Origin of the sequence: Bacillus sp. 2D03 (assembly GCF_003946765.1) — a bacterium.
GTDB classification, from domain to species: Bacteria; Bacillota; Bacilli; order Bacillales; family Bacillaceae_G; genus Bacillus_A; species Bacillus_A cereus.
The window spans coordinates 29,403-45,974 of sequence record NZ_RPSJ01000010.1 but is presented as its reverse complement, the minus strand read 5'-3'; the positions used below and the strand labels follow the sequence as shown (position 1 = coordinate 45,974).

Sequence of the window (16,572 nt, the reverse complement as noted above, 5' to 3'; positions counted from 1 at the left end):
GCGTTACTTCGGGGTGTTCCATCCCTAGATGTCCAACGCATGGATGCTCTGTTGGTGCGGTTGATATTTTACGCAGGAACCGAATGGCTTGGTTTTCGCACTCTATTTTCTTCCTGCAACCTTCTATATCAAGTTATCAAAGAACTTCATATAGCAAGTTTATCAAAAGTTTTTGGCTATGCCAAACCGAAAGTCATCTCCGACCTATCGTAGGGCTACGCCCTTCACACGCTTGAGGAAGGAGAATTCTTTCGGGGAATACGTTAAATTAGATTCCTCAGATATATACCAATAGTTATCTTTACTTATTCATTTTCTTAATTATGTGCTGTAGTAGCGTTATCTGTAACTTGTGATATGAGGTTTAATATTTGTCTTTAATTTAATTATCGTAAAAAAATTCTGATTATTTTAATTTTTTAGATAAATTTTTATCATATGTTTTTTGCATGAAAATAAGGAAATTTTTCTCGTAGTAAGTTAAATTCTTTTATAGAATTCCTTTTAGTAACTTCTAAATAGGGGGGATTGTATACCTTGTTATGAACGATGAATTTTTTATTTAATTCATTCTCTATATTTTTAACAGTAATAAAATAATAAATAATTTTGGTAATGGATAATTACTAAAAAAGGGGAAATCCAACATGTCTATTAAGAATTCTGGTGAAATAAACAAGGGTGGTATAAGAACTTACGATGAGATTACAGTAGCAGAGCAAGATATGATATTAAATAAATTCAATTCTACAAAAACCGAATATCCAAGAAATAAGACCATAAACCAGCTATTTGAAGAACAAGTGGAGAGAACACCTGAAAATATTGCAGTTGTGTTTAAAGATAAACAACTCACATACAGGGAACTTAACGAGAAATCCAATCAATTAGCAAGGATGTTAAGGAATAAGGGTGTTAATACAGACGCTATTATAGGATTAATGATTGATAGATCACTTGAAATGATAATTGGAATAATGGGTATTTTAAAATCTGGAGCAGCTTACCTCCCAATTGATCCTGATACTCCAAAAGCAAGAATTGATTATATGTTACGGGATAGTCATACCATGATTTTATTGACTCAAGAGAAATTCATTAAGAAAATCGAATATGATTTAGAAATAATTAATTTGGACGAGCTAGATTCAAGTGACTTAAGTACAGATAATCTGAAACATGTAAATCGTTCTGATGATACAGCTTATATTATTTATACATCGGGTTCTACTGGAATACCAAAGGGAGTTATCATTTCGCATTATAGTGCTATCAGAGTCGTTCGAAATACAAATTACATAGAAATAAAAAATAATGATACCATTCTGCAGCTTTCGAATTATTCTTTTGATGGATCAATTTTTGATATATATGGTGCGCTGTTAAATGGGGCGAAATTAGTAGTGATAGAAAAAGATACAGTCACGGATATAAATAAGCTTGGAAATATAATTAAGCAAGAAAACATAAACGTGATGTTTATTACAACTGCTTTATTTAATGCGCTTGTAGATATGAAAATAGATTGTTTAATCAATATAAGAAAAATATTATTTGGTGGAGAAAGAATTTCAGTCTCCCATGCAAGAAAAGCATTAGAATTTCTGGGGAAAGATAAACTCATTCATGTATACGGACCAACGGAAAGTACTGTTTTTGCCACATATTACTTTATAAATGAAATAGATGAGAATGTTGACACTCTACCTATAGGTAAACCGTTAGCAAATACTTCAGTTTACATAGTAGATGAAAAGAAAAATTTACTGCCTATTGGTGAACCTGGAGAACTTTGTATTTCTGGTGATGGATTAACTAAAGGGTACTTAAATAATGAGCAGCTAACATTAGAGAAATTCGTTAAAAACCCATTTGCAGAAGGAGAGCGTTTATACCACACAGGAGATTTGGCTAGGTGGTTACCTGATGGGAATATTGAATTTATAGGAAGAATTGACCATCAAGTAAAGGTTCGGGGATTTAGGATTGAACTTGGAGAGATAGAGAGTCAGTTATTAAAGCATCAAAATGTAAAAGAAACTGTAGTTGTAGCAAGAGAAGAAAAGGACAAGAGCAATTATATTTGTGCATATCTAACATTAGTAGGAGAAGTTACTGTTGAAGAATTAAGAAGATTTTTAGGTGAAAAGTTACCTGATTATATGATTCCTACTTATTTTCTTAAGTTAGATAAAATGCCGTTAACAGCAAATGGAAAAATAGATAAAAAGTCTTTACCTGAACCAGATCGAAGTTTTAATACCGAGGTTGAATATGAGGAACCAAGAAATGAGATTGAAAAACAGCTCGTTTTAATGTGGCAGGAAACTTTGAATCTAAATAAAGTTGGTATTAATGACAGTTTTGCAGTTCTTGGTGGGCATTCAATAAACGCAATGGAGCTTTTATCTAAAATGAATGACAGGTTAAGTGTTGATTTACCATTAAAGGAACTGTTTAAATTATCTACAATAAAGAAAATAAGTGCTTACATCGAAACAAACAAGGGAGAAATTATAGAGAACCGACAATTTACAAAAACTACAGATTTAAAGAATTTACATGAACCTTTCCCACTTACAGGTATACAATTAGCCTATTTAATAGGTAGAGATCCGGCTTTTGAAATTGGTGGAGCAGCTACAAATTTAACGGTTGAATTTGAAATAGATATTAATATAGATAGGTTTAATAGTGCATTACAAAAATTAATTAATAGACATCCAATACTAAGAACAATAGTTTTTGAAAATGGAACACAAAGAATCTTAGAAGGAGAACTATTTTATTCTGTAGACACAGTAGATGTAAGGAATTTAAATCAAGAAGATATAATGATACGTATATTGGAACAAAGACAAAAAATGATAGCTAAAATCATAGATCCAAGTACTTGGCCATTATTTGAGATAAAAGCATTTATATTACCCAATAATCAAAAATATTTTTGTTTAAATATAGATCCACTAATTTGTGATGACAGTAGTATGAAAATATTAATCAAGGAATTTAAAATGTTTTACAATCAGCCAAGTCTGCAGCTGCCTGAGCTGGAGTATAATTTTAGAGACTATGTTTTAGCAACCAATGAATTTAGGCAATCTAATCGATATAAAAAAGATGAGAAGTACTGGTTAAATAAATTGGATAATTTCCCAAGTGCACCAGCATTGCCTTTAAAATGCAACCCATTAGAAATTGAGAAACCTACATTCAATAAATGTTCGGAATTTTTAGAACGTGAAACATGGGATAAATTAAAACAAAAAGCAAGAGAAAAAAATCTTACCCCTACATCGGTTTTATGTGCTGCATATGCTTATGTCCTAGCATATTGGAGTAATCAGAGTCAATTTGCAGTAAATTTAACTGTTTTTAATCGGATACCGTTTCATCAAGACGTAAAAAAAATCATTGGGGATTTCACAACTCTAATGTTATTAGATATTAATGCGAAAGATAGTATTGATTCATTTTGGAAATTTGCTGCGAAGGTACAGGATACATTGTTAGAAGCCCTTGAACATAGACATTATGATGGTGTGGATTTTATAAGAGCTATTGGGAAAAAACATAGAATGGTTAATCAAGCTATAATGCCTATTGTATTTACAAGTGTATTGAGTGAGGACTCAGATGATTCATTTAATCATTTGATAGATTTTGAAAAAATTAAATTTTTTAGTACAAGAACATCCCAAGTTTATATAGATAACCAAGTTTATGAATTAAATGGAGGTTTATATATTACATGGGATTACGTTGAACAATTATTTGAGATTAATGTTATTAAATCAATGTTTGAACAATATATAAATGTATTAAATCAGGTTATATTTCATGATCAAGTGTCAGGTATTAACCTTAGTGAGAATAGCATAAAAGTTATTGAAACCTATAATGATACAAACAAAAAGTTTGATAAGTGTACTTTACATGAAATGTTTGTGAATCGAGCAAAACTAGTACCAGATAAGGTAGCTGTAATTCATCATGATGATTCGATAACTTATAAAGAACTAAATGAAAAATCGAATCAAATTGCAAGATACTTAATGGATAAGGGAGTTAGAAAAGGTGATTACATTGGTGTGATAGGTAAGCGATGTATAGATACCATTATAAATTTGTTTGCTGTTTTAAAGGCTGGAGCAGCATATATACCGCTTGATCCTGATTATCCTGAAGAAAGAAAAGAATATATAAAAAAGAAAAGTAATTGTAAGTTCTTTATAACACCGTCTACCTATAAAGATGAAAATATTAGGGAATATTCTGGTGATGAAGTCAATATAAAAGTAGATGAAACAGATATGGCATATGTTATTTTTACTTCTGGTAGTACAGGGAAACCTAAAGGAGTTCAAATAACTCATGGTGCAGCAACAAATACAATTATAGATATTAACGAAAAATTCTGTGTGACAGAAAATGATAAAATTATGGGGATTTCTTCACTGTGCTTTGATTTGTCAGTTTATGATGTTTTTGGTGCATTGAGCTGTGGAGCGGCCCTTGTAATTATAGATGATCAAAGGGATGTATATAACCTAAAAAAAGTTGTAAAGAAAGAAGGAATCACAATTTGGAACTCAGTTCCAGCAATTATGGAACTGACAGTGGACTTATATAATGATGGTGAACAGGATGATAGTCTAAGGCTTGTATTGCTTAGTGGGGACTGGATACCGCTGGAACTTCCTCAGAAGATAAAGAAAACTTTCAAAAATGCGGAAGTTATTAGCTTAGGTGGAGCAACTGAGGGGTCAATATGGTCCATATATTACCCTATTAAGGAAATTAAGGGTGATTGGAAAAGTATACCATATGGAATGCCGTTGGCTAACCAGAAAATTTATGTATTAAATCAAAATAAGCAATTGTGTCCCGTAGATGTAGAGGGAGAATTGTACATTGGTGGAGTGGGAGTAGCAAGTGGGTATATAAATGATATTGAAAAAACTAAGATGTCATTTATTTCGCACGAAGAATTAGGATATATTTACAAAACTGGTGATTATGGTGTGTTAAAAAAGGACGGATATGTCGAATTTTTAGGAAGAAAAGACAGTCAAGTTAAGATAAGGGGATATAGGGTAGAATTAGGGGAAATTGAAAATTGTATAATCAAATATAAAGGTGTAAATAAAACAGTAGTAATTGACTATACAAACGATAATAAAATGAAAAGCCTGTATGCTTTTGTAGTTTCAGATGAAGACATAAACCCAAATGAACTAAAACAATATTTGCAAAATCAGCTCCCGAATTATATGATTCCATCAAGATTTTTCAAAATAGATGAAATACCATTGACTGTAAATGGGAAAGTAAATAAGAGTATTTTGGGGGAATTAATAAAAAATCATGAACTAGATGAAGTTGCAGCAACTACATGTGAAGAAGCAGAAAATGAAATTCAAGCCCAAATATTAGATATATGGAAAGATGTATTTGGAATAGAAAACATAGGAATAGATACTAATTACTATGAAATAGGCGGAGATTCATTAAAAGCGATATCGATTGTTACTGAAATTAAAAAGAGAATGAATATAGAGGTGCCTATAGGAGAAATATTTAAAAATGACACTATAAAGGTATTAGATCAATATTTGAAAAATAGCCAAGACAATCATAGGGGAAATATGATTGAAAGGGTATCGAAAAAGGATTATTATGCTACATCGCCTTCTCAAAAACGAATGTACATGCTTTCTATGATGGAAAATAATAGAGGAGCATATCATATTCCTATGGCGTTACTTGTCGAAGGTGAAATCGAATGTAATAGACTTGAAAATGCATTTAGAAAATTTATAGATAGACATGAAATCCTGAGAACAGGATTTGAAGTATTAGATAATGAATTAGTTCAAAAGGTTTATGATAAAGTTGATTTTGATTTGGAATACCAATGTTTAGATATAGTCGTAACAGATGATGAAGGTTTAAGAGATTTAACTAGCAAAATGTGTAAGGAATCAACAAAGCCTTTTGATTTAAGTAAACCATCATTAATGAGAGCTAAACTAATTAAAATCGGAGTAGAGAAGCATATATTGGTTGTTAACTTCCATCACATAATAGCAGATGGGGTATCACAAGGAATATTTATGAATGAAATACTCGATTTATATAACAATCTTGATTTACCTAAGATAAATATACAATACAAGGATTATGTAGAATGGAATAATACGTATAATCAATCTAATGCTATAAAAAAACAAGAGCAATATTGGCTGAATTTATACAGTCATCTGCCATCTAAATTAGAATTACCTTATGATTATAGAAAAGAAAATATTGATACCTTTGCAGGAGAAAATGCATACTTTCATATAGAAAAAGAGTTATCTGAACAGATAAGAAGGGTAGCTAAGGATACAGGGTCAACTTTATATATGCTTATGCTTAGCGCTTATCATATATTACTTCATAAATATACTGGAAAAACTGATATCGTTGTCGGAACAGCAGCATCAGGTAGGTTACATCAAGATTTACAAAATATTTTTGGTGTGTTCGTCAATACTATTGCTTTAAGAAACAATATAGATGCTACAAAAAGTTTTAAAGAAATTTTGGAACAGGTAAAAGAAAATACAATTACAGCATTTGAAAACTCAGAGTATCAGTTTGATGAACTAGTTCGCAGTATAGACTATGAAAGAGACTCTAATAGAAACCCTTTATTTGATACTATGTTTGTATTGGAAGACGCTAAATTATTTACTAAGAAGCAAGGTGCTTTAAATCTTAGTCCAATAATATTTGAATTAGATAATGCAAAATTCGATATCACTTTTAATATTTTAGATTATGACGATGAGATCGTGTTAAATGTCGAATATAGTACTGGATTATTCAAAAGAGACACAATATTAAGAATGACAGAAAATTATATTAATATTCTGAGGGAAATATCAAGGAATCTTTCGATAAGTGTAAATAAAATAGATATGATCCCACAAGAAGAAAAGCACTTTTTATTGTATGAACATAACGATACAAATGTAGATTTCTCTAAAAACCAGTTAATACACAAGTTATTTGAAGAACAAGTAGAACGAACGCCAGATAGCATTGCAGTTGTTTTTGAAGATAAGAAATTGACATATAGGGAGTTAAATGAAAAATCTAATCAATTGGCAAGAGCGTTAAGAGAAAATGGTGTTGGTTCTGATAAAATAGTAGGAATATTATTAGAACGTTCAGTTGATGTGATTGTGGGAATTATGGGGATTTTAAAAGCTGGTGGTGCGTATTTACCAATTGATCCTACATATCCTATAGATAGAATTAAATATATACTTCAAGATAGTCAAACTGAAATATTATTGACCCAGGATAAATTAATTAATTTAGTTGATTGTACAGAAGTTGATGATATTAGCATTATTAATATTCATAATGAGCATTTGTTTAAATACGGAACCGAAAACTTACGTATTGATAGCAGCAGTAAAGATTTAGTCTATGTCATTTATACATCTGGTTCTACTGGAAAGCCAAAAGGAGTTATGGTGGAGCATCATTCATTGGTGAACTTATGTAATTGGCATAATTCCTTCAATGAAATAAGTGAAACTGATAAAAATGCTAGTTATGCAAGTATAAGTTTTGATGCATTTGCTTGGGAAGTATTTCCTTATATCATAGCGGGTGCAGAGATTCATATTATAAATGATAATTTAAAATTAGATATTACGAAATTAAACAAATATTTTATTGAAAAAGAGATTTCAATAAGCTTTTTACCTACACAAGTATGTGAACAATTTTTAATGCTTGAGAATACATCTTTAAGAAGATTATTAACAGGTGGAGATAAACTAAATTATTTTGAAAATAAAAGTTACCAGATTGTTAATAACTATGGTCCTACAGAGAATTCAGTAGTAACAACAAGCTTTATTATAGAAAATTCTTATGACAATATACCGATAGGAAAACCAATATGTAATACAAAAGTCTTTATTTTAAACGAATCTAATGGGCTTTGTCCATTGGGAGTGCCAGGCGAGCTTTGTATCAGCGGAGAAGGTTTGGCCCGTGGTTATTTAAATAGACCAGAGCTCACAGCAGAAAAATTCATTCCAAATCCGTTCATTCCAGGAGAGAGAATGTATCGAACAGGAGACCTTGTGAGAATGTTACCTGATGGAAATATTGAGTTTTTAGGAAGAATTGACCATCAAGTGAAAATTCGTGGTTTTAGGATTGAACTGGGTGAGATAGAGAGTCAACTTCTAAAACATAAGGAAGTAAAAGAAGCTGTTGTTATCGCAAGAGAAGATAATAGTCATCATCAATATCTATGTGCGTACTTTACTTCCGAATCATCGAAGGGCGAGACTAGGGTTCAAGAAATTCGAAAGTTTTTGGCAAAAGAGTTACCAGAGTATATGATTCCTGCTTTTTTTGTTCAGCTAGACAAGCTACCACTTACTACAAATGGGAAAGTGGATCGAAAGGCTTTACCAAGTCCTGATGAAAGCTCGGTTGCAGGAGTAGTAGAGTATGAGGCGCCAAGGAATACAGTCGAAGAAAAGCTTGTATCCATTTGGCAAGATATTTTAGATATAGAAAACATAGGAATTCAACACAACTTTTTTGAAATTGGAGGCCATTCACTGAAAGCGACTACGATGGTTTCTAGAATCCATAAGGAACTTATGGTGGAGATACCTTTAGGACAAATATTCCAAGCACCTACTATAAAAGGGATTGGAGAATTTATTGACTCTACAAAAGAAAGTGTATATGCATCCATCAAAAAAGTAGAAGAACAAGATTATTATCCGCTTTCATCTGCCCAAAGAAGACTCTACATTTTAAACAAAATAGAGGGTAGCGGAGTATCTTATAATATGCCTTTCGCTATGAAAATAAAAGGTGATTTAGATGTTCATCAGCTTGAACAGGCTTTCCATAAATTAATCGAAAGACATGAAGCTTTAAGAACTTCTTTTGTAATGGTAGATGGTGAACCAGTTCAAAAGATTGAAAAAGACATAGATTTCCAAGTGACGTATAGAGAAATGGGTACCAATAAGCTAGATGATATAATCAATGGATTTGTTAAACCGTTTGATTTGGAGAAGGCTCCTCTTTTACGGGTTGAAATCATACATGTTACAGATGATGAGCACGTGATGGTATTAGATATGCATCATATCATTTCAGATGGTGTATCAATGGGGATTTTCATGCAGGAATTAGCTGAATTATATAATGGTCAAAAATTATCTCCATTAAGCATTCAATATAAAGATTATTCTGCGTGGCAAAGAGGCTTGTTTACTCAAGAAGAAATCACAAAGCAAGAAAAGTATTGGATGAATGTGTTCAATGAAGAAGTACCAGTACTAAATATGCCAACGGACTATAAAAGGCCAAAAAGAAGAAGTTTTGCTGGAGATAGAATCAATTTAAAAATCAATAGTGAAACTTATAATCAGTTAAACAAGTTGGCTACAGAAAATGAAGTTACTATGTATATGCTGATGTTAGCAGGATACACGACTTTGCTTTCTAAATATTCAGGGCAAGAGGATATAGTAGTAGGATCACCAATTGCAGGAAGAAAACATGTAGATTTAAATAATGTAATGGGAATGTTTGTGAATACCCTTGCGATGAGAAATTATCCAAAGGGCAATAGATCTTTTAGAGAGTACTTAAAAGAAGTAAAAGAAAATACATTGAAAGCATATGAAAATCAGGATTATCAATTTGAAGAATTGGTAGAAAAGGTAAATGTAAGAAGAGACATTTCACGAAATCCACTATTTGATACGATGCTGGTATTTCAACACACTGATAATATGCTATTAAATTTGGATGGACTAAAGGTTAGCATGTTAGAAGATCAGAGGAAAATAGTTAAGTTTGATATTACTATACATGTAAGTGAGTTAGAGGACGGATTAGGATTAGAAATTGAATACTGTACGGCTCTCTATAAAAAGGAAACAATAGAGAGGTTTTTAGAGCATTTTATAAACGTCTTAAGAGAAGTAGTAGAAAATCCAGAACAGAAATTAAGTGAAATAAATATATTAACAGAGAAAGAAAAAAGTAAGTTATTAAACGAATTTAATAATACCAAAGGAAAATATGCTAAAGAAAAAACACTTCCAGAGCTTTTTGAAGAACAGGTAGAGAAGACACCTAATAATGTGGCACTTGTTTTTGAAAATCAAAGTATAACATATAAAGAGCTAAACGAAAGGGCAAATAGCCTTGCGCATATACTTCGCGAAAAAGGAGTTGGTCCTGACGTAGTAACGGGAATAATGGTGGAACGCTCTATTGAAATGATAGTAGGTATAATGGGGATTTTAAAAGCTGGAGGAGCTTATTTACCGATTGATCCAACTTATCCTAGGACAAGAAAAGAATATATGTTACGTAATAGCCATATAGAGATACTATGCGTAACGAATGAGGTTCATAGCGATATATCTTTTCATGGACAAATTATACAATTAGATAAATTAGAATATAAAGAAAATAGAGCGAATATCAGTAAATTAAATAGTCCCCGAAATTTAGCTTATGTAATATATACATCAGGTTCTACAGGGAATCCTAAAGGGGTAATGATAGAACAAAATAGTGTAAATAACTTAGTCAATGGGTTAAATGATGTAATTTATAAAAGGTTCAATACTAATGTTAATGTCGCGTTGCTAGCACCATTTATATTTGATGCATCGGTGAAACAAATATTTGCAACATTACTTTTAGGGCATACCTTATTTGTTGTGCCAAAGGAAGTAAGTTGGAATGCAATGAGTTTAATTGAGTATTATGCAACAAATAAAATACATGTATCGGATGCTACTCCGGCACATTTAACAATGCTTAGCTATGTAAATAAAATAGAACAAGAATTAGAAATTAAAGAATTTATTGTAGGAGGAGAGGCATTAACGCCTTATTTAATCAAAGGTTTATTTGGAAAGTTTGCTGATTTTAAACCTAATATCACAAATGTTTATGGGCCTACAGAGTGTTGTGTAGATTCCACAAGTTATAGAATTGAGTTTGATCAAATAAGCGGTGATAAGGTAATTCCGATTGGAAAACCAATTTTAAACACTAATATATATATATTAGACAAGGGAAATAATCTTCAGCCAATTGGAGTAGCTGGGGAACTGTGTGTATCAGGTGAGGGGATAGCAAGAGGATATTTGAATAATCTAGAATTAACAGCTGAAAGGTTTATTGAAAATCCATTTAATAACGGTAAATCTATGTATCGAACTGGAGATCTTGCAAGGTGGTTACCTGATGGGAATATAGAATTTTTAGGACGGATAGATCATCAGGTGAAAATACGTGGTTATCGAATTGAACTTGGAGAAATAGAAAGTCAACTGTCAACTCATCAAGATATCGAAGAAACGATTGTTATAGCTAGAGAAGATAAGGAAAGTAATCAATATTTATGTGCGTATATCGTTTCACAAAAAGAATTACATGCAAGGGAAATTCGAGAATATTTAGAACAGAAACTTCCGGATTATATGATTCCTGGATATTTTGTGAAATTAGATAAACTTCCGTTGACAACGAACGGGAAAGTAGACAGAAAAGCACTTCCTGAACCAGATGGAAGTATTAATACTGGGGTAGAGTATGAGGAACCGAGAAATGAAGTGGAAGAAAAGCTCGTTGAAATTTGGAGAAGTATTATTGGGATAGAGGATATAGGGATTAATCATAATTTCTTTGTATCTGGAGGAGATTCCATTAAGGCAATCCAAATTATATCTAGATTATCTAGAATTGGTCTTAAACTAGAAATGAAAGATTTATTTGCAAATCCAAAAATTAAAAATCTTGGAAAATATATAAAACGAGAAAAGAAAGAACAAAAGGTTCATGAAATAGTAAAGGGGGAAGTAGAATTAACCCCGATACAAAGCTGGTATTTTGAGAAAAACCAAGAAGAGATACATCATTTTAATCAATCGTTCATGCTATTTAGAGAAAATGGATTTGATGAAAAACAGATAGAAGAAGTATTTAATAAAATTATGGAACATCATGATGCTTTACGCATGATATATAAAGAAAAAGAGGGAGAAATAATTCAATATAATAGGGGTTATGACAAGAACCTATTTGATTTATATATTCATGATGTTAAGGGCGTTGAGAATAAGGAAGAGAAGGTATATGAAATTGCTACAAATATTCAAAAAGAGATGGATATTAAAGAAGGTAAACTTGTAAAGCTTTGTATATTTAAATCGGATGAAGGAGATCATCTTCTGATTGCGATTCATCACCTTGTAGTGGATGGAGTATCATGGAGAATCCTACTCGAAGATTTGGAGACTTTATATTCACAACTAGAAAAGGGTGAAAAGCTAGAAATAGGATTCAAAACAGATTCCTATAAAGAATTTGCATCAAAGTTAAAAGCTTATAGCGTGAGTAGGGAATTAATGAAAGAAAGGGAATATTGGACAAGTATATCAAAAGAGAATGTACAGTTTATCCCTAAAAAGAAAGAAATCACAAAAAACAACTTTGAAAATAGTAGTACAGTAAGTATTACATTAGATAAAGAACTCACTACATCTTTACTTAGAAATACAAATAGGGCATATAACACAGAAATAAATGATATTTTATTAACAGCTTTAGCAGTTGGAACCAGAGAATTGACGGGGAAATACAAGCTAAAAGTAAATATGGAAGGGCATGGAAGAGAGGACGTAATAGAGAATTTCGAAATCAATAGGACTGTTGGCTGGTTCACGACGATGTATCCAGTGCTTTTAGATATAGGGAATGAAAATGAACTTTCGACCAACATAAAGACAGTTAAAGAAACTTTGAGGAAAATACCAAATAAAGGAATAGGTTATGGGGTATTAAAACATTTAGCAAAAGATAAGGGATTTATGAATGAAGAAAAGGCACCAATTTCATTTAACTATTTAGGTGAATTGGATCAAGATATTAACAGGAGAGAATTCTCTGCATCGAAATGGTCTATAGGTGAAACAGTGGGTAAGAAAATTAATAGGAATACATCTATAGAAATGAATTCAATGGTTTTAAATGGTGAATTGGTTATTCATACAACATTTAATGAATTAGAATACAGTGAAAAAATGATAAAGGACTTAAATCAGAAATATAAAGAAAGTCTTGAAATGATAATTAATCATTGTGCGAATAAAGTAGAACCAGAACAAACACCTTTTGATTATGGAGATATAAATATAACATTAGAAGAACTTGAAGAAATAAAAGAAAAATACAATGGTTTTATTATTGAGAAAATATATCCGTTAGCAAATATGCAAAAAGGGATGTTATTCCACGCATTAGAAGATAAAAATTCAAGTATGTATTTTGAACAAATTGTAATGGATATAAAAGGGACTGTGGATGTAGATATTTTAGAAAAATCATTTAATACAATAATGAGGAGACACGAAATATTAAGAGCAGCATTTGAGTATGAATTAGTGGAGGAACCAAGACACGTCATACTTCAAGATAGAAAAGTAGGTTTCAAACATTATGATATTCAAGACGAAAGCATTGAGCAGAAAACAAAGTTTATAGAGAATTATTTACAAAATGATAAACAAAAAGGCTTTAATTTAAGTGAAGACACATTAATGAGAATTAGCTTAATTCAAATGAATCAGGATTCATATAAATTGGTATGGAGTCATCATCACATATTGTTAGATGGATGGTGTCTTGGGATTATATTAGGTGAGTTATTTGATGTTTATGGAAGAAAGATGAAAGGTGAAGATAGCCATTTAGCGGAGCCAACACCATATAGTGATTATATAAGATGGCTGGAAGAACAGGATAAAGAAGAAGGATTAGCACATTGGAAGAGCTATTTGGATGGATATGAAGAACAAGCACAGGTTCCTAAAATCTTGAATAAAGTTAATGAGTATAAAAGAAAAGAAAAAATGATAGAATTTTCAAAAGCAATGACCCGTAACATTATTCAACTCGCAAATAGAAATCAAGTTACTTTTAATACCGTACTGCAGGCAATTTGGGGCATTCTTTTAGCGAGGTACAATAATATAGAAGATGTTGTATTTGGAACAGTCGCATCAGGAAGAGAGGCAAAAGTAGAAGGAATTGAAGCGATGGTAGGATTATTCATTAATACAATTCCGACTCGAGTTAAACTGGAAAAAGATAGTAGTTTTAAAGAGGTTTTAAGAAATGTCCAGGATGAATCAATAGAAAATAATAAATATAACTATATAAATTTAGCTGAAATTCAATCTTTACATGATCTAAAAAGAAATTTAATTGATCATGTAATGGTATTTCAAAATTATTCACTGGATGATAGTAGTTTTAATCATGCAGAAAGTAATACAGGTTTTATGTGTCAAAATATAAGGGGAGAAGAGCAAACCAATTATGGATTCAACATTGTAGCAATTCCTGGAGAACAGTTAGTATTAAAATTAACTTATAACGAAAAGATTTATCCACAGGAAATAATAGACAATATAGAAATGCATCTTAAAAAAGTAACGGAACAAGTTGTTATAAATGAGGATAAGAAATTAAATGAGATAGACATAATCCCAGAGAAAGAGCGAGATGTATTATTGTATAAATTTAATGATACAAAGACGAATTATCCGAAGGATAAGACTATACATCAGCTGTTTGAGGAACAGGTAGAGAAAACGCCTAATCATATTGCCGTTGAATTTGAAGGCACTAAAATGACGTATCAAGAATTAAATGAAAGGTCTAATCAAGTTGCTAGATGGTTACGAGATAAAGGAATTACTGCAAATACAATTGTGGGAATTATGGTTGAGAGATCCCCTGAGATGATAATTGGAATAATGGGTATCTTAAAATCAGGTTCAGCTTATTTGCCGATAGATCCTAAATCTCCTCAGGATAGAATTAAATTTATGATACAAGATAGTGATATTCAAATTCTATTAACGCAGGAGAAGTTCATTAATGATTCCTCATTGGATGTAGAGATGGTTAGTTTAGATAAGAGTGAGAATTTTCAATTGAGTAAAGAGAATTTAGCTCCTATAAATGATTCTGAGAACATAGCTTATATCATATATACATCGGGCTCTACTGGAGTACCAAAAGGTGTGGTTACATCACATTCTAATGCAGTAAGGGTTGTTCGTGACACAAACTATATTAAGATTGATGCAGATGATATTATTTTACAGCTTTCAAATTATTCTTTTGATGGATCCGTATTTGACATCTACGGTGCATTGTTAAATGGTGCAAAATTAGTGATGGTATCAATAGATACAGTATTGAATTTAAGTAAGCTAACAAAGTTAATAAAAGAAGAAAAAATTAGTGTTATGTTTATAACTACAGCCTTATTTAATACATTGGTTGATTTAGAAATAGAGTGTTTATCTAATATAAGAAAAATCCTCTTTGGTGGTGAAAGAATTTCAGTATCACATACAAAACGAGCATTGGAGTATTTAGGGAAAGATAAGCTGATTCATGTATACGGTCCGACAGAAAGTACTGTTTTTGCTACGTATTATTGTATAAATGAAATCAATGAAGAATTCGACACAATACCAATTGGGAAGCCATTAGCAAATACTTCAGCATTTATAGTAGATGGAAATCAGAGACTACTTCCAATTGGCGTAGCTGGAGAACTTTGTTTAAGTGGAGCAGGATTGGCTCATGGATATTTAAACCGACCAGATTTGACAGCAGAAAAGTTTGTCTCAAATCCATTTATACCAGAAGAAAAAATGTATCGAACAGGGGATCTCGTTAGGATGTTGCCTGATGGAAATATTGAGTTCTTAGGTAGAATAGATCATCAAGTGAAAGTTCGTGGTTTCAGGATTGAACTTGGTGAGATAGAGAGTCAGCTACTTAAATATAAAAAAGTAAAGGAAGCTATTGTTATCGTAAGAGATGATATTCATGGCGAAAAATATATATGCGCTTACTTTACTTCTGAAACATGGAAAGATGAATTAATAATTCAAGAAATTAGAAAGTATCTAACTAAAAAGCTTCCAGAGTATATGATTCCTGCATTTTTTGTTCAACTTGATAAGCTACCGCTAACTACAAATGGGAAAGTAGACCGAAAGTCATTACCAAAGCCTGATGGGAATGTAACAACTGAGGCAGAGTACGTAGCACCAAGTAATTTTGTAGAAGAGACTATTATTTCAATTTGGGAAGAAATCCTAGGCATCAAATCTATTGGAATTTCTCATAACTTCTTTGAAATAGGAGGAAATTCACTGAAGTTAATGAGTGCTGTTGCTGCTATTAATAAAGTTTTAAATACAGATATAAGCATTCACAATTTCTTTGAGAATCCAAGTGTAATGGGTTTAGCAAATTATATCCTATCAACTGAACATGATCGTCAAAATAGTTCTTATGATTATGTTGAGGAAGAGGTATAACGGTTTAAAATGAAATTCATTTCTTTTGGAGGTAAAAGATATTAGTAATAGGTGTAAAAAGGCAGATTTTCTATAATGTTGATTGTTTTGAGATTTAAGATTT

Annotated in this window: 1 protein-coding gene; it reads left to right on the top strand. The window is 31.5% G+C overall.

The window, feature by feature from the left end; translation table 11 throughout:
- The first annotated feature begins 647 nt into the window (after positions 1-647).
- Entirely contained in the window at positions 648-16,469 is a 15,822-nt protein-coding gene (locus EBQ15_RS21165; protein WP_125653120.1) for a non-ribosomal peptide synthetase, read from the top strand.
- Positions 16,470-16,572 lie beyond the last annotated feature (103 nt).